Annotated in this window: 18 protein-coding genes; 10 read left to right on the plus strand and 8 right to left on the minus strand. The window is 59.4% G+C overall.

What is annotated here, in order from left to right:
* Nucleotides 1-166 precede the first annotated feature (166 nt).
* From AWT75_RS08970 to AWT75_RS09000, 7 genes are all read right to left on the minus strand, one after another.
* A complete protein-coding gene (locus AWT75_RS08970; RefSeq protein ID WP_045845016.1) occupies nt 167-985 on the minus strand; it encodes an ABC transporter permease in 819 nt (272 codons plus the stop codon).
* Between the two features lie 26 nt (nt 986-1,011).
* The gene (locus AWT75_RS08975) at nt 1,012-2,280 is read right to left on the minus strand and encodes an ABC transporter permease (protein ID WP_062788920.1); all 1,269 of its coding nucleotides are present in this window, start codon (nt 2,278-2,280) and stop codon (nt 1,012-1,014) included.
* Nucleotides 2,281-2,392: 112 nt separating this feature from the next.
* Nucleotides 2,393-3,418: an ABC transporter substrate-binding protein gene (locus AWT75_RS08980; RefSeq protein ID WP_233160791.1), complete on the minus strand. Its 1,026-nt coding sequence runs from the start codon at nt 3,416-3,418 to the stop codon at nt 2,393-2,395.
* Nucleotides 3,419-3,487: 69 nt separating this feature from the next.
* Nucleotides 3,488-4,594: an ABC transporter ATP-binding protein gene (locus tag AWT75_RS08985; protein WP_045845019.1), complete on the minus strand. Its 1,107-nt coding sequence runs from the start codon at nt 4,592-4,594 to the stop codon at nt 3,488-3,490.
* 157 nt (nt 4,595-4,751) lie between these two features.
* Complete coding sequence (locus AWT75_RS08990) at nt 4,752-6,509, minus strand: hybrid sensor histidine kinase/response regulator (protein WP_062788922.1); 1,758 nt, start codon at nt 6,507-6,509, stop codon at nt 4,752-4,754.
* Nucleotides 6,509-7,114, minus strand: a complete 606-nt coding sequence (locus tag AWT75_RS08995) for a response regulator transcription factor (RefSeq protein WP_062788923.1) — start codon at nt 7,112-7,114, stop codon at nt 6,509-6,511. The genes AWT75_RS08990 and AWT75_RS08995 overlap by 1 nt, the downstream gene beginning before the upstream one ends.
* Nucleotides 7,115-7,258: 144 nt before the next feature.
* Nucleotides 7,259-9,052: an ATP-binding response regulator gene (locus AWT75_RS09000; RefSeq protein ID WP_062788924.1), complete on the minus strand. Its 1,794-nt coding sequence runs from the start codon at nt 9,050-9,052 to the stop codon at nt 7,259-7,261.
* Nucleotides 9,053-9,316: 264 nt separating this feature from the next.
* Between AWT75_RS09000 and AWT75_RS09005 the strand changes: the two genes are divergently transcribed.
* The 3 genes from AWT75_RS09005 (at nt 9,317) to AWT75_RS21225 (ending at nt 12,004) form a co-directional block, all read left to right on the plus strand.
* A complete protein-coding gene (locus tag AWT75_RS09005; RefSeq protein WP_239689526.1) occupies nt 9,317-11,023 on the plus strand; it encodes a ribonucleoside triphosphate reductase in 1,707 nt (568 codons plus the stop codon).
* Between the two features lie 112 nt (nt 11,024-11,135).
* A complete protein-coding gene (gene nrdD / locus AWT75_RS21220) occupies nt 11,136-11,312 on the plus strand; it encodes an anaerobic ribonucleoside-triphosphate reductase (protein ID WP_131360248.1) in 177 nt (58 codons plus the stop codon).
* Between the two features lie 269 nt (nt 11,313-11,581).
* Nucleotides 11,582-12,004 (plus strand): hypothetical protein, encoded by a 423-nt coding sequence (locus AWT75_RS21225; RefSeq protein ID WP_062788927.1) that lies wholly within the window; start codon nt 11,582-11,584, stop codon nt 12,002-12,004.
* Nucleotides 12,005-12,042: 38 nt separating this feature from the next.
* Here the strand turns inward: AWT75_RS21225 and AWT75_RS09020 are convergent, their stop codons facing one another.
* Nucleotides 12,043-12,732, minus strand: coding sequence for a BRO-N domain-containing protein (locus AWT75_RS09020; protein ID WP_153013279.1), 690 nt, complete (start codon nt 12,730-12,732; stop codon nt 12,043-12,045).
* A 1,317-nt stretch (nt 12,733-14,049) separates the two neighbouring features.
* On the opposite strand from AWT75_RS09020, the gene AWT75_RS09025 reads away from it, so the two are divergent.
* From AWT75_RS09025 to AWT75_RS09055, 7 genes are all read left to right on the plus strand, one after another.
* Nucleotides 14,050-14,613, plus strand: coding sequence for a GNAT family N-acetyltransferase (locus AWT75_RS09025; protein ID WP_062788929.1), 564 nt, complete (start codon nt 14,050-14,052; stop codon nt 14,611-14,613).
* A 449-nt stretch (nt 14,614-15,062) separates the two neighbouring features.
* Nucleotides 15,063-15,467, plus strand: coding sequence for a hypothetical protein (locus tag AWT75_RS09030; RefSeq protein ID WP_062788930.1), 405 nt, complete (start codon nt 15,063-15,065; stop codon nt 15,465-15,467).
* A gap of 69 nt (nt 15,468-15,536) precedes the next feature.
* Nucleotides 15,537-16,088, plus strand: a complete 552-nt coding sequence (locus tag AWT75_RS21230) for a hypothetical protein (RefSeq protein WP_153013280.1) — start codon at nt 15,537-15,539, stop codon at nt 16,086-16,088.
* A gap of 49 nt (nt 16,089-16,137) precedes the next feature.
* Nucleotides 16,138-16,641 (plus strand): hypothetical protein, encoded by a 504-nt coding sequence (locus AWT75_RS09040; protein ID WP_062788932.1) that lies wholly within the window; start codon nt 16,138-16,140, stop codon nt 16,639-16,641.
* Between the two features lie 118 nt (nt 16,642-16,759).
* Nucleotides 16,760-17,098 (plus strand): hypothetical protein, encoded by a 339-nt coding sequence (locus tag AWT75_RS09045; protein WP_153013281.1) that lies wholly within the window; start codon nt 16,760-16,762, stop codon nt 17,096-17,098.
* Nucleotides 17,099-17,168: 70 nt separating this feature from the next.
* Nucleotides 17,169-17,606, plus strand: coding sequence for a DUF411 domain-containing protein (locus AWT75_RS09050; protein WP_045844870.1), 438 nt, complete (start codon nt 17,169-17,171; stop codon nt 17,604-17,606).
* A 322-nt stretch (nt 17,607-17,928) separates the two neighbouring features.
* Nucleotides 17,929-19,587: an NAD-dependent malic enzyme gene (locus tag AWT75_RS09055; RefSeq protein WP_082696024.1), complete on the plus strand. Its 1,659-nt coding sequence runs from the start codon at nt 17,929-17,931 to the stop codon at nt 19,585-19,587.
* Nucleotides 19,588-19,852 lie beyond the last annotated feature (265 nt).

Below are 19,852 nucleotides of genomic sequence, written 5' to 3' on the forward strand. Positions count from 1 at the left end.
GCACAAAACGCAGAATATCTGCATAGTAAGCCCCTGACGAGGGATTGCAACCAAGCGCGGCGGCTTTTTTTCATTTATTTGAAACTATTAAAAAAAGCGGGCCAATCGGTAAGGATTGGCCCTGAATGTCGGTACTGCACGGAGCTGATGAAGAAATGCTTTCTGCTTAGCTGGTACGCAGTCGCTCGCTGCGGCCTCGCAACCATTCCAGCGTCAACAGCAGCAGGATGGAGAAGCCGATCAGCAAGGTAGCCGCCGCCGCAATGGTGGGGCTCAGGTTTTCGCGAATGCCGCTGAACATCTGGCGCGGCAGGGTGGCTTGTTCCGGTCCGGCCAGGAACAGGGTCACCACCACTTCGTCAAAGGACGTGGCAAAGGCGAACAGGGCACCGGAAATCACGCCTGGCGCAATCAGCGGCAGGGTGATGCGGAAGAAGGTGGTGATGGGTGAAGCACCCAGGTTGGCCGCCGCACGGGTCAGGTTGTGGTTATAGCCCTGCAGGGTGGCGGTCACGGTGATGATGACAAACGGCACGCCCAGCGCAGCATGTTCCAGAATCAGCGTGGTGTAGCTGTTGTCCATGCCCAGCGGGGCAAAGAACAGGTAGCTGGCCACGCCGACAATCACCACCGGCACCACCATCGGCGAAATCAGCAGGAACATGATGATGCCCTTGCCACGGAATTCGCCGCGGGTGAGGCCGATGGAAGCCAGGGTGCCCAGCACCATGGCCAGCACGGTGGCGGCCGGGGCCACGATCATGCTGTTCTGCAAGGAGCGGATCCACTCCGGTGCGCTGAACAGGTCCTGATACCAGCGGAAGGAGAAGCCGGTCAGCGGGTACACCAGGAAAGAGCCTTCGTTGAAGGACAGCGGAATGATCACCAGTACCGGCAGGATCAGGAACAGCAAGGTCAGGCCGCTGGTAATGCGCAGAACGTAGTGCCACACCTTTTCGATGGGCGACATGGTCGGGTTCAGCATGGTTATGTCTCCGTGAAGGGTGAGGGTTAGCCCAGGCGCAGGCTCTTGGCGCCTACCAGCCAGTTGTAAACGATGTACAGGATCATGGTGGCTGCCAGCAGCAGGCCGCCCAGTGCGGTTGCCATGCCCCAGTTGATCGAGGTGTTGGTGTAGAAGGCCACGAAGTAGCTCACCATCTGGTCGTTCGGGCTACCCAGCAAGGCCGGGGTGATGTAGTAGCCGATGGACAGGATGAACACCAGCAGCGCACCGGCACTGATACCGGCCACGGTCTGCGGGAAGTACACGCGCCAGAAGCTGGCAAACGGGTGGCAGCCCAGCGAGATGGCAGCCTTCATGTAGCTTGGCGAAATGCCTTTCATCACGCTGTAGATGGGCAGGATCATGAAGGGCAGCAGGATGTGCACCATGGAGATGTACACGCCGGTGCGGTTGAACACCAGTTGCAGCGGGTGATCGATCATGCCCAGCCATTGCATGGTGGAGTTGATCAGGCCGCCCGATTGCAGCAGGACGATCCAGGCGGCAACGCGCACCAGAACCGAGGTCCAGAACGGCAGCAGCACCAGAATCATCAGCAGGTTGCTGGTACGGGTGGGCAGGTTCACCAGCAGGTAGGCCAGCGGGTAAGCCAGGGCCAGGGCGATGGCGGTGACTACCAGGCTCATCCAGAAAGTACGGGTGAAAATGTCCAGGTAAATGGCCTGGTCCGGCGAGGAGCGGCTGATTTCGCCCAGGTCGTCCACGCGGTGGTCCATGGCGGCCAGCAGGTAGAACGGGGTCTGGGTGCTGGTGTTGCGGCGGATGGCCTGCCAGTAGGCCGGGTCACCCCAGCGCTCGTCCAGATTGGTCAGCGCTTCCTTGTAGGATTTCGGGGCCGGGTCCATCGGCAGGGCACGGGCAGTTTTGTTGAGCAGGCTGCGGTAGCCGGCTACTTCCATGTTCAGGCGTTTGCCCAGATCGCCCAGTTTCTGGTCGTCATGAGCTTGCTGGATGTCTTGTGCCGCAGCGGCATATACCGCTTCTGGCGGCAGGGCACGGCCGCTCCAGCTGGAAATGGCCTTGACCGTGTGCGGCATGGCGTCAACCACTTCGGGGTTGTTGACGCTCTTGAACAAGAGGCTGGTAATGGGCAGCACGAATACCAGCAGGATAAACAGCACCAGCGGCAGAATCAGCAGCTGCGATTTCAGCTTGTTCATGCGCTCGGCGCGGGCCAGCTTCTGTTTCAGCGAACGGCCGGCCTCCGGCAGGGTGGCTGCGACAGCGGTGGTGGGTGCAGAGGAAGCGGTCATTCTTCCGGCTCCGGATCAGGTAAGGGGTGAAACCCCCTGGGGATGAACCCCCGAGGGGGCGGACCTGCTACCGGCAGACATCACCGGCAGCAGTCATGCGTGTTGCAGCTGCTTACTTGGCAGCCCAGGCGTTGAAGCGTTGTTCCAGCGATTCGCCGTAGTCAGCCCAGAAAGCCACATCCACGGCTACGCCGCTCTTGATGTTCTGCGGGGCGGTCGGGAGGTCGGCAACCAGCTGCTTGTCCAAGAGCGGTACGGCTTTCTTGTTGGTCGGGCCGTAAGCGATGTTCTGCGAGTACACCTTCTGGTTTTCCGGCTTGCTGGCGAAAGCGATGAACTTCAGCGCAGCGTCCTTGTTCGGGGAACCCTTCGGAATGGCCCAGGAATCGAAGTCATACATGCCGCCGTTCCAGACAATCTTCAGGTTCTTGCCTTCCTTCTGGGTGTTGGCTATACGACCGTTGTAAGCCGAGCTCATCACCACGTCGCCGGATACCAGGTACTGCGGCGGTTGTGCGCCGGCTTCCCACCACTGGATGTTCGGCTTCAGCTGGTCCAGTTTCTTGAAGGCGCGATCAACGCCAGCCGGGGTGGCCAGAACCTTGTACACGTCTTTCGGTGCCACGCCGTCAGCCATCAGGGCTACTTCCAGGGTGTACTTGGCACCCTTGCGCATGCCGCGCTTGCCTGGGAATTTCTTCACGTCCCAGAAATCTTTCCAGCTGGTCGGGCCAACCTTCAGCTTGTCGGCGTTGTAGGCCAGTACGGTGGACCATACAAAGATGCCCACGCCGCAAGTCTGGGCAGCGCCCGGTACGAAGTCAGCCTTGTTGCCGATCTTGCTGTAGTCCAGCTTTTCGAACATGCCTTCGTCACAGCCGCGAGCCAGTTCCGGGGACTCTACTTCCAGTACGTCCCAGGACACGCTCTTGGTGTCGACCATGGCTTTGACCTTGGCCATTTCGCCGTTGTATTCGCCGCCAACCACCTTGATGCCGGTGGCCTTGGTGAACGGAGCGTAGTAGGCCTTTTCCTGGGCTGCCTTGTTGGCACCGCCAAAGGAAATCACGGTCAGGTCAGCGGCTTGGGCAGCCTGAGCGCAACAAGCGGCCACAACCGCCAGCGAAAGAGCTTTCATGCATTTCTTCATTTGATAGTTCTCCATATTGTTTTGGGACTACAACTACACGCACTCACTCGCACGCACTCATTCAGCCAGTTCGACAGGATCGAGCGCTCTTACGTGTTCTACATTCCAGCCCAGGGAAATCACGTCGCCCACGGACAGTTTCGGGTCCAGGGTGGCGATGGGCTGTTTGACGATGAAACTGGAATTGCCACAGGCTTCCAGGCGGATACGCACATGGTCACCCAGGTAAATGAATTCGCGGATACGGCCGGAGAAGCGGTTTTGCTCCTGCTGCACATTCAGGTTGATGCGCTCCGGACGGATGGACAGCGATACCGGCGCGCCAGGGGCAGCATCGTGAATGGCCATGGCTTCTACGCGCTCGCCGTTTTCCAGGCCCACTGTACAGCGTTCGCCTTCGCGGCTGATCAGCTTGCCGTGCAGGCGGTTGTTTTCGCCGATGAAGTTGGCCACAAAGGTATTGCGCGGGTGTTCGTACAGGTTTTGCGGGCTGTCGATCTGCTGGATTTCACCCTGATGGAACACGGCCACGCGGTCGGACATGGTCAGTGCTTCGCTCTGGTCGTGGGTCACGTATACCACGGTCACGCCCAGACGTTCGTGCAGGTGCTTGATTTCCATCTGCATGTGTTCGCGCAGCTGCTTGTCCAGTGCGCCCAGCGGTTCGTCCATCAGCACCAGTTGCGGTTCGAATACCAAGGCGCGGGCCAGGGCCACACGCTGTTGCTGGCCACCGGACATCTGGCCGGGGTAGCGGTTGGCAAACTTGTCCAGCTGCACCATGGACAGCGCGCGCTTCACGCGCTCGGTGACGTCGGTCTTGTCCATGCCGCGAACCTTGAGCGGGAAGGCCAGGTTTTCGGCCACGGTCATGTGCGGGAACAGTGCGTAGTTCTGGAACACCATGCCGATGTCGCGCTTGTGCGGCGGCACGCGGTTGAGCGAGCGATCACCCAGCATGATTTCACCGGCGGTGGGGGTCTCGAAACCGGCCAGCATCATCAGGCTGGTGGTCTTGCCGGAGCCGGACGGTCCCAACAGGGTAAGGAATTCGCCTTTGCGAATGTCCAGGTTCAGATCCTTGACGATCAGGGTCTCGCCGTCGTAGCTCTTTTGTACGTTCTTGAAGCGGACCAGGATGTCGCTTGCACTCGTTTCAGCCATGACCACTCCTGTTGTTTAAATGGTGATGACTGAATTGTAAAAACCGGATGACAGCAGGGATATCGGCCAGCGGCGGATTTTGCTGTCAGGATATTTGCTGACAGCGTGTAGGGCGATTCCTACAAGACGTCAGCATTGACTCTGCTGCATTGCGGCATCAGACGGCACTCAACAACTGTTGCAGGCTGCCATACAAGGCCGCGGCATCCACCGGCTTGTGCAGCAGTACTGCGCCGCTGGATTGCGCCTCGCGCAGGCGGTTGGGCGCGGTGTCGCCGGTCATGATGATGGAGGGCAGGGTGCGGCCCAGCTGCTGGTAAATCTGCTTGAGCACCTGCTGGCCGGTCTGGTTGCCGCGCAGGCGGTAGTCGGCAATCACCACTTGCGGCTGGAAGCTGTCCAGGCAATCCAGCGCCTCGTCAGCGCCTTCCACCGTAAGAATGCGACAGCCCCAGCAACCCAGCAGCGCTTCCATGGCCGAGCGAACGGCGTAGTCGTCATCAATCACCAGAATCGGCACTGCTTGCAAGGGCAGCTGGCGCGGTGCGCTGCTGACGGCTTCCTCCATGGTGGCCGGGCCCGTCAGCCGCGGCATGGTCAGGCGGAACACCGAACCGCGGCCCGGGCGGGATTGCAAGCCGACGGTCAGCCCCATGGTGTGGGCCAGGCCGCGCACGATGGCCAGCCCCAGGCCCAGGCCCTTGCGCCGGTCACGTTCCGGGTTGCCCAGCTGGTGGAATTCGCGGAATACCTCTTGTTGCTGGGCAGCAGGAATGCCGATGCCGGTATCCCAAACCTCGATCAGCAAATGCTCGCCACGCTGGCGACAGCCAATCAAAATGCCGCCGCTCTGGGTGTAGTTGATGGCATTGCTGATCAGGTTGCGCAGGATCAGCTCCAGCAGGCTGGGGTCGGTATACACCTGTACCGCACTTTCCCTTACCCGGAACACCAGGTTCTTGCCATTGGCCAGCGGTGCGAATTCGCATTCCAGCTTGTACAGCACACTTTGCAAGGCCAGCTGGCGTGGCCGGGCTTCGATGACACCGGCTTCCAGCTTGGAGAAGTCCAGCAGGGTGTCCAGCATTTCGCAGGCGGCGGAGGCCGAGGCCTCGATATGCTCCAGCAGCTCGTCCTGTCTGGCATCCAGTGCCGTGGTTTTCAGCGTGGCCAGAAACAGGCCCAGTGCGTGCATGGGCTGGCGCAGGTCGTGGCTGGCCGAGGCCAGGAATACCAGCTTGGCGCGATTGGCTTCTTCCGCCTCGTGCAAGGCCTGCGCGGCGCGGCCGGTTTGCTCGCGCAACTGGTCCACCAGTTCGCGGTTTTCAAAGCGCAACTCGATGGAGCGGCGCGCCACGCGGGCGTAGTTCAGCGCAAAAACCAGCAACACCACCAGAAACAGCGGCACGCCCAGAAACATGGGCAGGTAGGCGAGGTTGCCAGTGGCCAGAAACACCCCCCATACCGGCAGGATGGACGGAATGAAAAAACTGACCGCCACCGGCAGACAAGGCGAAAAAATGGCCAGCGCTGCCGCGCTCATGCCGGCAATCATCGACAACAGGCTGATGGCGGTGGGCGGGAAGTTGAGGTCCATGTACAGGCCGCCGGCGATGCCCCACAGGCTGCCTAGTACCACCAGCAGCATGGTCATGGCGCGGGCATAGCGCGGTGCATTGGCTTCGGACAGACGGTCCGGCAGGTAAAAGCGGCCAAAGTGTCCGGCAGCACAGCCGGCCCCCATCAGCGCCGACCAGGCCAGGATGCCCGGATTGCCGGTGCTGATGAGCACCCCCAGGGCCATCAGCAAGGACGCGAGGAAACAGCCCAGCATGGCAATGCCGAAGCTGTGGTCGATCAGCTCCATTTGCGCTGCCAGCAGGCGCGGCGGGTCGAAGCGTGGCAGCCAGCGCATCAGCGCATTACCTGTACCAGGCCACGACGCTGGGCTTCCAGCACCGCCTCGGTTCGGCTGTACACGCCGAATTGTTCCAGGATGGCGGCCACATGCACGCGCACGGTGTTTTCCGACAGGCCCAGGCTATTGGCAATGGCCTTGTTGGACCTGCCCAGACACAGCTCGCTGAGCACCTCCAGCTGGCGCGGCGTCAGTTGCGAGCCGCGGCCTGCCGTCTTGGCCGGAGCCGCATCGGACAGTGCCTCACCGCGCAGGCAGCGCTCCAGCGCCTGGTCAATCTGCTCGACGCTGGCGGACTTGGTCAGCACCCCGGCAATGTCCGGCGTGGTGCTGGCCAGCTCCGGGCTGGCTGACAGGATGATGATGCGGGATGACTGAAAATGACGGCGCAGCACGGCAATGCCATCCAGCCCGTTCAGGCCCGGCAGTTGTATGTCCAGCAGGATGATGTCCACCGGCGTGCTGCCAAACTGGTGGATGGCATCCATCACGGTGCCGGCCTCGAGAATGTCGGCAACCTTGTCGTTGTTTTCCAGTACCAGGCGCAAGCCGGTACGGAACAGGGCGTGGTCGTCGATAAGGAGCAGTCTGGCACTAAGCATGGTTCATGTGTCGTCTGGTGAGGGGTAAGCACTGGCCATGCAGGCTGAACGGCTGGCACAGCCTTGCATGGCCGGTCATGTCAAGCGGATGAAATTTCCCGGAGAGGCAAATATGTGCTTTTTTCAGAAAAAAGCAAAGCCTTTCTACTGTATTCCGCCTGGCGACGTGCAGGGCTGCTGGCTGAGCAGCTGGTTCAGGCTGTCGTACAGCAGTGCCGGTGCAACCGGCTTGTGCAACAAGGGCAGGCCGCTGTCACTGGCTTCGCGCAACCGCGCCGGGGCGGTGTCGCCGGTCAGCAGCAGGGCGGGGATGTCGCGTCCAACTGCCTTGCGGATGGCACGGATGGCATCGGTGCCGCTTTTCTTTTCGCGCAGCCGGTAGTCGCTGATCAGCAAGGCAGGCGTCTGTTGCGCCAGCAAGGGCAGGGCGGTTTCCAGCGACTCTGCCGCCATGCACTGGCAACCCCAGCTTTGCAACAGCATCACCATGCTGCTGCGCACGATGTCATCGTCCTCAATCAGCAATACGGCGGCCCTGGGCAGGGGCTGGCTGATGCTGACTGGCGGCGGGGGTTCTGCGGGTAGCGGGTTGGTCACTGCAATGCGTGGCAGGGCAAGGCGGAACACGCTGCCGCGGCCCGGCCGCGACGCCACCCGCAAGGGGTGTTGCAGCAGCTGGGTGAGGCCGCGCACGATGGCCAGCCCAAGGCCCAGGCCTTTCTTGCGGTCGCGTTCCGGATTGCCCAGCTGGTGGAATTCGTCAAAGATTTCCTGCTGTTGCTGCGGGTCTATGCCGATGCCGCTGTCCCATATCTCCAGCAGCAGCTGGTCGCCACGGCGACGGCAGCCCACCAGAATGCCGCCTTGCTGGGTGTAACGGATGGCATTGCTGATGAGGTTGCGCAGGATCAGTTCAATCAGTGACGGGTCCGACAGCACCACCTCTGCCGTGTCACGACTGCGGTAGAACAAGCCCTTGGTGTTGGCCAGCGGTGCCAGCTCCCTTTCCATCTTGTTAAGCAGTGGCTGCAGGGCAAAGGCTTGCAGCTGCGGGGTAATCACCCCGGCATCCACCCGCGAATAATCCAGCAGGCTGTGCAGCATTTCCGCCGAGGCATTGGTGGCGCTCTGGATATGGCCGATCAGCGACTGCTGGTTCTGGTCCAGCTTGGTCTTGCCCAGCACTTCCAGAAACAGCCCCTGTGCGTGGATGGGCTGGCGCAGGTCGTGACTGGCGGCAGCCAGGAATTTCGATTTGGCAATATTGGCCTGCTCGGCCTCCTGCTGGGCGCGCAGTGCTGCGGCCGAAGCCTGACGCAGCCGGTCCACCAGCTCCAGGTTTTCAAAGCGCAGCTCGATGGCCCCTTTGGCCGCCTGCGCACTATTGCGTGCCTGCATCAGCAAGGTGGCCAGATACATGATGGCGGCTAGGCCCAGCGCATTGAGCGCCAGTGCATCCGACTGCAAGGACTTGAGCGCAATCATGCCCAGTTCCAGTGTGATGAAGGCGATGAAGGCAGGCAGCACCGGCGACAGGATGGACATGGAATTACCCGCCACGCCGGACAGCACGGCAATGGCCAGAATCCAGCTGGGGGGTGACGCCGGGTTCAGCCCCACCCACATCAGGCTGCCCCAGGCCGCGCCGTCGAAGGCGTGCAGTACCACCAGACGCCGCCGCAGCTGCGGCAAGTCGGCTGGCCGGATGTCACGGGCCAGCAGGCGGCGGGCATCCATGAAGTCCACCAGCTTGGAGGCAATCACCACCACGCACCACAGGGTCAGCCGCAGCGGGTCGGCCTGGTGCTGTAAGGCATAGGCCACCAGCAATACCACCAGAATGCCGGGCAGGACCGAGCTGCCCAGGTTGTTGAGCAAGAGGCGGATCTGCTCGATGCGGACCTTGTCCTGCCTGCCTTGTTGTTCTGTGTTGATCATGAGCGGAAGAGGGTGAACCGTTGGTTTCCGGGAGCAGGCACGCAGGGCGCTGCCTGGCTGTGCTTGCAGGCCATTATAGGGCCCAGCCCTATTCAGACTGCCAGTTTACTGATGACGATTATGCCAACATGCCTGCCACGGCGGCTGGCAGGGCACCACGCTTGATGCGGATCAAGTGTTTGGTCTTGTGTCCGGCATAGCCATAAAAATCTATATATAGTGTTTTGAAAATTTTAATCACTATATATTGTTATGAAAAATACCGTGCTGCTGAATCCGCTTGCCACGCTGGACGAATACCTCAGCCGCGCCGACTGGCGCGTTTCTGCCAATGCCAATCAGGGCTACAGCCTGGGCGGCATGATACTCAATGCCGCGGGCAAGCTCACCGCCAACTACTGGCTGGACGGCATTTATCCGCCGGAGGTGGCGCAGGCCCATCGCGAGGCAGACTTCCACCTGCATGATCTGGACGTGCTGGCAGGCTATTGTGCGGGCTGGTCGCTGCGTCAGCTGCTGCATGAGGGCTTCAATGGTGTGCCGGGCCGGGTGGAATCGGCCCCACCGCGTCACCTGAGCGCGGCGCTGGGGCAGATGGTGAATTTTCTGGGCACCCTGCAAAACGAATGGGCGGGCGCGCAGGCGTTTTCCAGCGTGGATACCTACCTGGCACCATTCCTCAAGCGCGACGGGCTGGACGATGCCGCGCTGGAGCAGGCCATGCAGGAATTTGTGTACAACCTGAATGTGCCTTCGCGCTGGGGCACGCAAACCCCGTTCACCAACCTGACCTTCGACTGGACCTGCCCGGCGGATCTGGCCGGTCAGATTCCCATCATTGCCGGCGAGGAAATGCCGTTCTGCTACGGCGACTGCCAGCCGGAAATGGACCGTATCAACCGCGCCTTCCTGCGGGTGATGGGCGCGGGCGATGCCCATGGCCGGGCGTTCACCTTTCCCATTCCCACCTACAACATCACGCCGGATTTCGACTGGGACAGCGCCAACGCCGATTTGCTGTTCGACCTGACCGCCCGCTACGGCCTGCCGTATTTCCAGAACTTCCTTAATTCCGATCTTGAACCGCAAATGGTGCGTTCCATGTGCTGCCGCCTGCAACTGGACCTGCGCGAGCTGCTCAAGCGCGGCAACGGCCTGTTTGGCAGTGCCGAGCAAACCGGCTCGCTGGGCGTGGTCACCCTCAACTGCGCGCGACTGGGCTACCGCTTCCGTAGTGACTGGGACGGCCTGCTGGCCGAAACCGACCGCCTGCTGGCGCTGGCCTGCACCAGCCTGGAAATCAAGCGCGCACGGGTGCAAGGCTGGATGGACGACGGCCTGTATCCTTACACCAAGCGTTATCTGGGTACGCTGCGCAATCACTTCTCCACCGTGGGGGTGAATGGCATCAACGAGCTGATCCGCAATTACAGCAACGATGCCGACGACATCACCACCGCCCACGGCCAGCAACTGGCGCTGCAACTGCTGGATCACATCCGTGCCCGCATGGTGCAGATGCAGGAAGACACCGGCCATCTGTACAACCTGGAAGCCACTCCGGCGGAAGGCACCACCTACCGCTTTGCCCGCGAAGACCGCAAGCGCTACCCCGACATCCTGCAAGCCGGGCCAATCGACAAGCCTTATTACACCAACTCCAGCCAGCTGCCGGTGGGGCATACCGACGACCCCTTTGTCGCCCTGCAACATCAGGAGCCGCTGCAAGCGCGCTACACCGGCGGTACCGTGCTGCACCTGTACATGACCGAGGCGGTCAGCTCGGCCACGGCCTGCAAGCAGCTGGTGCACCGTTCGCTGCAACGCTTCCGCCTGCCTTACATCACGGTGACGCCCACCTTCTCGGTCTGCCCGCAGCACGGCTATCTGAGTGGTCATCATGAATTCTGCCCCAAGTGCGACGCCGAACTGCTGGCCCGTACCACGGCAGCCACCGCACCTTGCTGCTGAAATGCTTGTCGAGGCTGACAAAAGCCTGTCGCAGCCTTGGGCCAGCTGGCCTCAGGTCCGCTACGCCATTTTGTTAGCCGCGCATAAACCCCAACCCTCACAGGAGAGCAATATGTCCCATCAAACCGACATCAAACAGGCAGAACAGCTGGACCCGTCCCTGCGCACCCGCTGCGAAGTATGGACCCGCGTCATGGGTTACTTCCGCCCGGTATCCGCCTTCAATACCGGCAAGCAGGGCGAATTTGCCGAGCGCGTGCATTTTGATGAACAGCACCTGCACCACTGAATCCAGCCTGGCGCTGGCCGGTGTCGCCCCGTTTTCCAGCTGTGACTGGCCGGGGCGGCTGGTGGCCACCGTGTTTGTCGCCGGCTGCCCTGGCGCTGCGGCTATTGCCACAACCCCGGCCTGCAAGCCCGCAGTGCCGGGCAACTGGCCTGGCCAGAAGTGCGCAGCATGCTGGCGGCGCGGGTCGGCTTTCTGGACGGTGTGGTGTTTTCCGGTGGCGAACCCACCCTGGCCCCGCAACTGGCGGACTGGATACAGGACGCCGCCAGTTGGGCCTGGCCATCGGCCTGCACACGGCGGGCATCTACCCGCATCGGCTGGCCGCCCTCAAAGGCCTGGTGGACTGGATTGGCCTCGACATCAAGGCCGCGCCGGGCGGGGTGGATGCCGTCACCGGCGTGCCCGGCAGCGAAAGCCGCATGTGGCAGGCACTGGATGTTGCGCTGGACATGGTTGCGGACGGTGGAGCCACGCTGGAATGCCGCACCACGCTGGACCCGCGCGTGATGACGGCAGACAGCCTGCACCGGCTGGCGGCAACGTTGCAGGCCAGGGGCGTCACCCATGCCGCCTTGCAACAGGGGCGGGATGCCAAAGGCCAGCCATTGTTCGACGCCACACAATGGCCGGGTCAGGCGGTACTGGACGACTGGCAGCGGCGCTTTTGCCAGTTCAGCTGGCGTCACGCCTAGCATTAACGCACTTGGCGTCTGCGCGCTCGCGCCAGACTTCAAGCCGGGCGGGCTGGTCCCTGCCCATCACGCAGCAACTGCCGTGACAGACGACTGTGCAAGCGCTGATGGCAAGCGGCAGCCAGCCCCAGCAATTCGCCATTATCGGCAGAGATGCCCGGCGGCGTGGCTATCTGCTGCGCCAGCGCCTGCAAGGGCGTGGCCGAACTGTTCAGCCCCAGCAAACGGCCATGCGCATGGCGCAAGGGATGGTCCGGCGTGTAATCCAGCGTCAGCAACCAGTGCGAATGCTGCCAGCGCGCACCCTGCGCCAATACCGCCTGCAACACCGCATGACTCACTTGCACCCCGGCGGCCTCCACCGCCAGTGCCAGGGCCTGCTCCCAACGCGGCGCAGTGGGCGGCAGCTGCTCCAGCGCGGGTAGCAACTCTCGATTCAACCAGTCACGCAACTGCCGCGCCAGCGGTTTGCCACTACGACGCAAGGCGCGCAGCAGGGCCGTTGCGGGCCAGTATTGCTTGATGTCTTCAGTAACTGCGGTGTTTTGGTGAGTGGTGTCTGCGGCGAGTAAGTGCTGTAAGCGTTGGCCGAGACGTCGGCCAGTGACAGCCAGCACATCGCCGCTGTGCAGCCACCATTGGCCGTGCTGGTGTTGCACATGCAGCGGTTTACCCTGGTAGTAAAAGCAAAGAGGAGGCGGGTGTTGGGGGGAGGTTTGCGTAGTCATGAAGCGGGTTCCTTCGAGTGCGTTGAAAGTCACCCCTGTTGAGAGGGTGGCCAGGTACTTCAACACCGCTCGAAGACGGCCTGCAGATTTTCCCGGTTGCCCGGGTATTGTATGACTGCACGCTACCCGGCCATAAGCTTGGCATTGTCCGAAAAAATGGACAAATACGGAACTGATGGGCGTAAAAATGCCGTCAAGCTTTCGGGTACGGCAACCGCTTCGAGATGGTGTGTTGAGCACCAGCGGCACACTGTAGCGATGGGGGATATGTGTGGAAACTGCTCTAAGGGGAAGGCGAGCAGGACGTTGCTTGCAAGGAAAGTACCGCACCGATGCGCCCCACGGGCCCCGTCAAGCATGCCGACAGGTGGCCGGGGCGAGGTGTTAAGCGCCTGCAATGTCTGAGCGATTTGACGTTAGCAAATCGCGAGTTCAGGCGCGCCTCGCACCGGACGGAACCTGTCGGGCAGCCGCAGGCCATGCTTGTGGGGTGGCCTTGGAGGTGAAGGAGGGCTTGGCCAGGCAAGCCCTCCTTCCCGTCCGCCGCGCGGAAGCGGCATGTAAATCATCATCTGCGTAGCAGATTTCTAACCCGCACAATTCAACGAAAAACCAACAGCAAAATCAACTTCGCGGGTCTCGCCCCGCCGTCGAGGTACTTTACTTTTGCTTCGCCAAAAGAAAGTACCCAAAGAAAAGGCGACCCGCAGCGCGTCGAATTCCCGCCCCAGCCGCACCGCTCAGGGCGCGGCCGGAACTTGCGGCGCGCTAACGTCGCGCCGCTGCGGACAGCCGACCGCTTAAGACCCTGAGCGGCACCACTGTGTCGGCTCGCGCTGACGGGATTGGGTCAGCTCCGACAAGTGTTCCTGATCAGAGAAACACCACACCAACGCGCCAACCGGCCCCGTCAAGCATGCAGACAGGTGGCCGGGGCGAGGTAAGTAATCGCCTGCAATGTCTGAGCGATTTGACGTTAGCAAATCGCGAGTTCAGGCGCGCCTCGCGCCGGACGGGCCCTCTCGGGTAGCTGCAGGCCATATGATGTGGCTAGCTTTTCCCGTAGTGGGAATCTTTGGCCAAGCAAAGATCCCTTTCCCGTTTGCCGCGCGGAAGCGGCACTTAAATCATCATCCGCGTGAGCGGATTTCTACTGCACTGTCTGTGTGATTGCTACTTGAGTAGAGGGATTGCATCGGATAATCTCAATGTCATGAAAGCCTTGCTGACCTTCCAATGCAGCCCGTATCGTCATCCATACGCTGAACTTCTCTGTCCGCAAATAACGGTTAACCGGCTTAAGCCATGAAAGCGCGAATGTCATTTGAACTACGTATTGCCGGTGAGGCCGATGCCCAAGAAATTGCAACTCTTGTGAACCGAGCTTACCGTCCCTCGCCGCAAGAGGCAGGCTGGACTCACGAAGCAAATCTGATTGCTGGTGAAAGAATTAACCTGTCGCAGGTTCTTTCTCTGTTTCACGAGCAGTCCACGGTTCTGCTCTTGTGTCATGGGGCTGAAATTGTCGCTTGTGTACATGTACAAGGAGGTCAGTCTGGCGCTTACATTGGCATGCTGGCGACCCATCCCGGTATGCAGGCCCAAGGTCTTGGTAAGCAGATGCTGCTCCATGCAGAGGCATACGCTACAGAGCATTTAAAGGCATCGGTATTCAGAATGTCGGTTCTGTCTTCTCGACCAGAACTCTTGGCATTCTACCAGCGCCGCGGTTATGTACTTACCGGGGAGGTGGCGGAATATCCCTTGTCGGCTGGTGTCGGTTTACCAATTGTTGAAGGCATTCATCTCCTGTCGCTTGAAAAGACACCTGCCAAGCAACACGGCGTGAGCGAAACCCTCGTTTCGGATTCAAGCGTATAAATTCTTTCGGACTAATACGCCAAAGTGACTGCTGTTGGTCAGACGCTTCGCTCGCTACCGGCCAGGCTTAATCGTAATTTCTTGTTCATTAAATGCAGCGAGGTCAAGTATGTATCGTGACAGCACTGTCTTGGCTTGGTGTGTTTTGATTCTTGGTGTGTTTGGTATTGTAAATGGCAGTGATATATTGATTCGTGGCGCAATGCATACGGATGGAAGTAGTTGCAAGGCGATATGCGGCCTCTCGTTGTTGCTTTCGCAGTTTTTCAGTCCAGCAGTCGCGCCGCTTGCGGCAGGTATTGTCTATTTGCTATTAGGTGTTTTTTTGGTTTGTATTGGCTGTTTGGTGCTGAAGAGTAAGTAAAAGACGCTGCTGCATATTGTTTTAATGTTGGTTTTGCAAGTGGCTGTTTCTTAAGGTTGATAGTGGTTATTATTGGTAATGCAAGATGATAAAAGAGCTGTTTGTTATTTTGTCCTTGGTCTTTGGCTATGCATTTCTTGTCAGAAAAAGCTTTGTGCTTGCGAAAGTTCACTTCACGAATAAGATCTTGCAATATGTTGCACTGGTTATTGCACTGATCGCCACCCTTATGCTTGCCTATGCATTTTTCTGGGCAAGAACACCACCTGTCAGACCTAAACCGGAACTAATCATTATTGCGGAAAAATTGGTAATCCCTGTTTTTCTGTTTCTTCCGAGTTCGCTGGCATTTGTTTGCGCATTCCTGCTCAGAAAACAAGAAAGTCGCGTACGTGAAGATTGGGTGGCGATTGTTACTGTTTTGGCTGCCATTTTCTCACCAATTGGCCTGGTTATCTCCGGCTGCGGTTTGGCTGGTGCTTGTTTTTGAAGTGGATGCCATGCATGTCGAATAATGCTTAATCGGCAAGGCAATTTGACTTGGCAGTCAGGAAGATAAATGTTTGCAAGACTTGCGTTGATGATTATTGTGGTGGGAGTCAATTTTTTTGCAGTCGGTAATGCTTGGAATGATTGGGTTTTGTATTCCAGGTATCACACACCACATAAATCAGATATCAAATATTCAACGGGCGCAGTTCAGTACAGGCTAGGAAAGCGTACTGCCGGAAATTCCGGAATTTTGCTGGGCGATAATCATTTTTATTATTGTGCGCCAACTGCCGGAGCTGGCTATTCGAGTTGTAGTTTGTGTTTTTTCAAAGGACGCTGCGATGAGCCTGGGCGGATGGATTATGCCGATAAAGTTGGTTCCAGAATAAAACTGGGCTGGGTTGGTATGAGTGGCATACAGGATAGGGTGGTGTTTTCCATTGAGGCGGATGGTGTTGTTGTGGTGCCTTATGATAGTGCGGTTTTGAAGTATGAAGCCAAACGTCAAAAGGCAGGTGACTCCATGGCTGATGATATTGCCTTTATTGTTTTTGCAATCGTTGTTGATTTGATATTGTTCTGTCGGTTCAGGGTGAAAGTTGCTGGTTCTAGGTCATGAAAGATGTGCATCTGCCTGAGCGAATTTCCATGCGTGCATTGATAGACATATGAATCGTCAAACGTGGGTGTGCGTGTTGTCCTGCCTGTTTCTATGTATTGGCCTGATCGCTGCCGTGTGGGTGCTGGCAGCACCAAACCATTTATCGCTGCTGCCGCCACAGCTGGGGGTGCAGAAGGTTTTGTACGCAGAAACCGACTCCTGGGGTTTTGGCCCCGGAGGTAACGAGACGGGAGTGGTCTTGTATGAGCTTCCTCCGCATCTGGCCCGCAAGAACCCGAATAGCCTGCTTCCGGAGCTGGAGTGGGAAGCTACCCCCTTGCACGGTCATCGTGAGTGGTTTGAGGGGGAGGGTGCTTCACAAACAATAGCCGGGCCATTACTGGAGAATTATCTGAACCAGTATGGTTTCGGCATTCCAATCAAAGCCGGGGTCGCCAGAGAAATCGACCGTGCCGTCTCTGCACCGGGTAGCTGGTATGCATATACCCGACATGGGGTGGTCGTGCTGATGCCCTTGATCAATCGGGTGGCCTTTGTTTATGCCGGTTGACCATGTGTTTGACTGATCCAGATCAACCATCCACAAGCAAAACACCATCCTGCATTCACCTGTGCCACCTGGCAGTGCTATCTTCCCAGCCATGAAAGCCCTGTACCGTTTCCTGCTCATGCTTCTGCTCGCGCTTCCGGCACTCAATGTGCTGGCGGCAAGTGCCGACATGGCCATGGCCGGTGCGGCTATCACCTCCGCAGACTGCGTGGCCCATGCCAGCTGCCACGACAACACAGCAGGCAAGATGCCGGAACATGCCGGCCATGCAAAAGCGGCGCATGGCATGTTGTGTGGTGGCGCGGGCTGCGTGCAGCTGTGCGCACCTGCCTTGTCCCAGTTTGCCGACTGGACTGCCGCCCCGTTAGCCACCGGCGGCATTTTTGTGCCCACCCAGCCTGCCACGCTGGCTGGCATCACCCTTTCTCCGCCGCACCGCCCCCCTGTACTGGCCTGACAGCATTTTCCATTTTGCCGGCTTGTTGCCGGTCAATCTAATCATTGTCATTGCCAGAAGGAGGGCCACCATGGCCACTATCCGCACCCGCGTTATTGCCGTATTGATCGGCGCATTCAGTACTTCCGTTTTTGCCGCTACCCCGGTCACGCTATACAAAAGCCCCAGTTGCAGCTGCTGCGAGGCCTATGTCAGCTACCTCAAGCACCAGGGCTTTGAGGTTACCGCCATCAATCGCGATGACATGCAGTCCATCAAGCAGCAAATGGGCGTCACGCCCGGCCTTGGCAGTTGCCACACCGCCAGGATTGGTCGCTACACCATTGAAGGCCATGTGCCGGTGGCTGCCATCAGGCAGTTGATGGCCAGCAAGGCCGACGTGGTGGGCTTGTCCGCCCCCGGCATGCCGCTGCACAGCCCCGGCATGGGTGAAGAAAAGCCAGGCACGCAGGCCATTTACACCATGACAAAGGACCAGCGCACCGGCGTGCTGTTTGGCCGCTTCTGAGTCATCTGCTGGCTGCGGTGGCATGAGCAGCCGCACCATTCGTGCGCCTACTTCGCAGTAGCGCAAGCCCGGCAGCCTTCATTGGCTGGCCGGGTTTTTTCATGTTTGCATAAAGCCCACAAACAAAGTACGGACTTCCGCACCCGCCTTACGGGGCAAAGTACGGCCTGACGTGAGTATGGTTTTTTGAGTAAATAAAAACCCATAAAAATCAATGATCTAAAAAAATTTCAAAGGGCGGAAAGGCTGGCACGCCAGTTGCAATAAGAAGGGCAGCTGAGACGTTTTCATCTCACCCATTCGATACAAACTGGAGATTGCCATGACTGTAAAGAACACTTCCGTCAAGAATGACAAACTGAGCGCCAAGGGCGTACAAGGCGGCATGCCGCTGCTGCATGAACCCAAGCTGAACAAGGGCACGGCCTACAGCGTGGAAGAGCGTCGCCAGCTGGGCCTGGAAGGTTTGCTGCCGCATGCGGTGGAAAACCTGGACCGTCAGGTTGAGCGCGTCATGGCGCATCTGGATGAAAAAGCGGACGATCTGGAACGCTACACCTATTTGATCGGCCTGGAAGACCGTAACGAAACCGTGTTCTACAAGACGGTGATGTCCGACCCGAAGCGCTTCATCCCGGTACTGTACGACCCGACCGTAGCCGATGCCTGCGAAACCTTCGGCAACAACTACCGCCGCGCCCGTGGCATGTACATCACCCGTTACATGAAGGGCCGCATGGCCGAAGTGCTGCGCAACTGGCCGGAAAAAGACGTGCGCTTCATCTGCGTATCCACCGGTGGCCGCATTCTGGGCCTGGGCGACATCGGTGCCAACGGCATGGGTATTCCGATTGGCAAGCTGCAACTGTACACCGCTTGCGCTGCCGTACCGCCGGCCGGCCTGCTGCCGGTGCTGTTCGACATCGGCACCACCAATGAAACCCTGCGCGCCGACCCCTTCTACATGGGCACCCGCGAAGCCCCGGTTTCCGAAGCCGAGCTGGACGAACTGACCGAAGAATTCATCCAGGCCGTACAGGAAGTGTTCCCCAACTGCTGCGTGCATTTTGAAGACTGGAAGGGCACCGACGCCATCCGCATGCTGGATCGCTACAAAGACAAGATCCTCTGCTACAACGATGACATTCAAGGTACTGCCAGCGTGGCGCTGGCAGGTATTGCGGCCGGCATGAACATTACCGGCGGCAAGCTGACCGACCAGCGCGTGATGTTCCTGGGTGCGGGCTCTGCCGGTCTTGGCATTGCCAAGCTGTTCTGCGCCGAACTGCAAACCCTGGGCCTGAGCGAAGCCGATGCCCGCAAGCAGGTGGCCTTGTTCGACATCAACGGCCTGATCGAGCATTCCCGTACCGACCTGTCCGAAACCCAGAAGCTGTATGCCCGCCCGGCCAAGCCGTGCAAGGACTTTGTGCAGGCCATCCGCGACTTCAAGCCGACCGTGCTGGTAGGTGTGAGCACCAAGGCCCGTGCCTTCACCCGCGAGGTGATCGAGCTGATGAGCGAACTGAACGAACAGCCCATCATCTTTGCGCTGTCCAACCCCACCCACAAGGCCGAGTGTACTGCTGAGGAAGCCTACACCTGGTCCAAGGGCAAGGCGCTGTTTGCCGCTGGCGTGCAGTTCCCCGACTTTGACTACGAAGGCAAGACCTTCCGTCCGGGCCAGGCCAACAACTTCTACATCTACCCGGCCATCGGTCTGGCTACTTACTGCTGCCGTCCGACCCGCCTGAACGACGAATGCTTCATCGTGGCTGCCCATGCCACCGCCGATCAGGTCACGCTGACCCAGCGCGCCAAGAGCATGCTGTTCCCCAGCCAGGACCAGATTCTGGAAACCGAAGTGACCACGGCAGCACGCATTGCCGAGTACATGTTCGATTCCGGCCTGGCCCAGGTGGAACGTCCGCGTGATATCCGTGCCTGGATCGAGGCGCAGCTCTACAAGCCGCAGTACTGAGAGCAGCTGACAAAACCCCTGCTGCTGCGTTGCGCCGCCTTGCCGTACCACTTGTACTGTCTGCGGCGGCGCGCCTTGCCCCAGGGACGCTACGCTATTTTGTTAGCTGCTCCACAACCCGATAACAGAAAACTCTGCTGCGTTGAGCCGGGGCCTCTACCAGGTTTTGTTAGCGGTTTGGGAGTGGAAGATTGCACCGCTCGGTCGGGCGGTGCATGAACAGCTGAAGGGCGCGCAAGCGCCTGATGACCTCCGCCGGGCCGGA

The organism is Aquitalea pelogenes (assembly GCF_001515305.1).
GTDB classification, from domain to species: Bacteria; Pseudomonadota; Gammaproteobacteria; order Burkholderiales; family Chromobacteriaceae; genus Aquitalea; species Aquitalea pelogenes.

Bases quoted from the DNA above. Each gene is read 5' to 3' on its own strand.
- AWT75_RS08970 (WP_045845016.1), bottom strand. From the start codon at position 985: ATGCTGAACCCGACCATGTCGCCCATCGAAAAGGTGTGGCACTACGTT.
- AWT75_RS08975 (WP_062788920.1), bottom strand. From the start codon at position 2,280: ATGACCGCTTCCTCTGCACCCACCACCGCTGTCGCAGCCACCCTGCCG.
- AWT75_RS08980 (WP_233160791.1), bottom strand. From the start codon at position 3,418: ATGAAAGCTCTTTCGCTGGCGGTTGTGGCCGCTTGTTGCGCTCAGGCT.
- AWT75_RS08985 (WP_045845019.1), bottom strand. From the start codon at position 4,594: ATGGCTGAAACGAGTGCAAGCGACATCCTGGTCCGCTTCAAGAACGTA.
- AWT75_RS08990 (WP_062788922.1), bottom strand. From the start codon at position 6,509: ATGCGCTGGCTGCCACGCTTCGACCCGCCGCGCCTGCTGGCAGCGCAA.
- AWT75_RS08995 (WP_062788923.1), bottom strand. From the start codon at position 7,114: ATGCTTAGTGCCAGACTGCTCCTTATCGACGACCACGCCCTGTTCCGT.
- AWT75_RS09000 (WP_062788924.1), bottom strand. From the start codon at position 9,052: ATGATCAACACAGAACAACAAGGCAGGCAGGACAAGGTCCGCATCGAG.
- nrdD (WP_131360248.1), top strand. From the start codon at position 11,136: ATGTCCCATCAAACCGACATCAAACAGGCAGAACAGCTGGACCCGTCC.
- AWT75_RS09020 (WP_153013279.1), bottom strand. From the start codon at position 12,732: ATGACTACGCAAACCTCCCCCCAACACCCGCCTCCTCTTTGCTTTTAC.
- AWT75_RS09025 (WP_062788929.1), top strand. From the start codon at position 14,050: ATGTCATTTGAACTACGTATTGCCGGTGAGGCCGATGCCCAAGAAATT.
- AWT75_RS09030 (WP_062788930.1), top strand. From the start codon at position 15,063: ATGATAAAAGAGCTGTTTGTTATTTTGTCCTTGGTCTTTGGCTATGCA.
- AWT75_RS21230 (WP_153013280.1), top strand. From the start codon at position 15,537: ATGTTTGCAAGACTTGCGTTGATGATTATTGTGGTGGGAGTCAATTTT.
- AWT75_RS09040 (WP_062788932.1), top strand. From the start codon at position 16,138: ATGAATCGTCAAACGTGGGTGTGCGTGTTGTCCTGCCTGTTTCTATGT.
- AWT75_RS09045 (WP_153013281.1), top strand. From the start codon at position 16,760: ATGCTTCTGCTCGCGCTTCCGGCACTCAATGTGCTGGCGGCAAGTGCC.
- AWT75_RS09050 (WP_045844870.1), top strand. From the start codon at position 17,169: ATGGCCACTATCCGCACCCGCGTTATTGCCGTATTGATCGGCGCATTC.
- AWT75_RS09055 (WP_082696024.1), top strand. From the start codon at position 17,929: ATGACTGTAAAGAACACTTCCGTCAAGAATGACAAACTGAGCGCCAAG.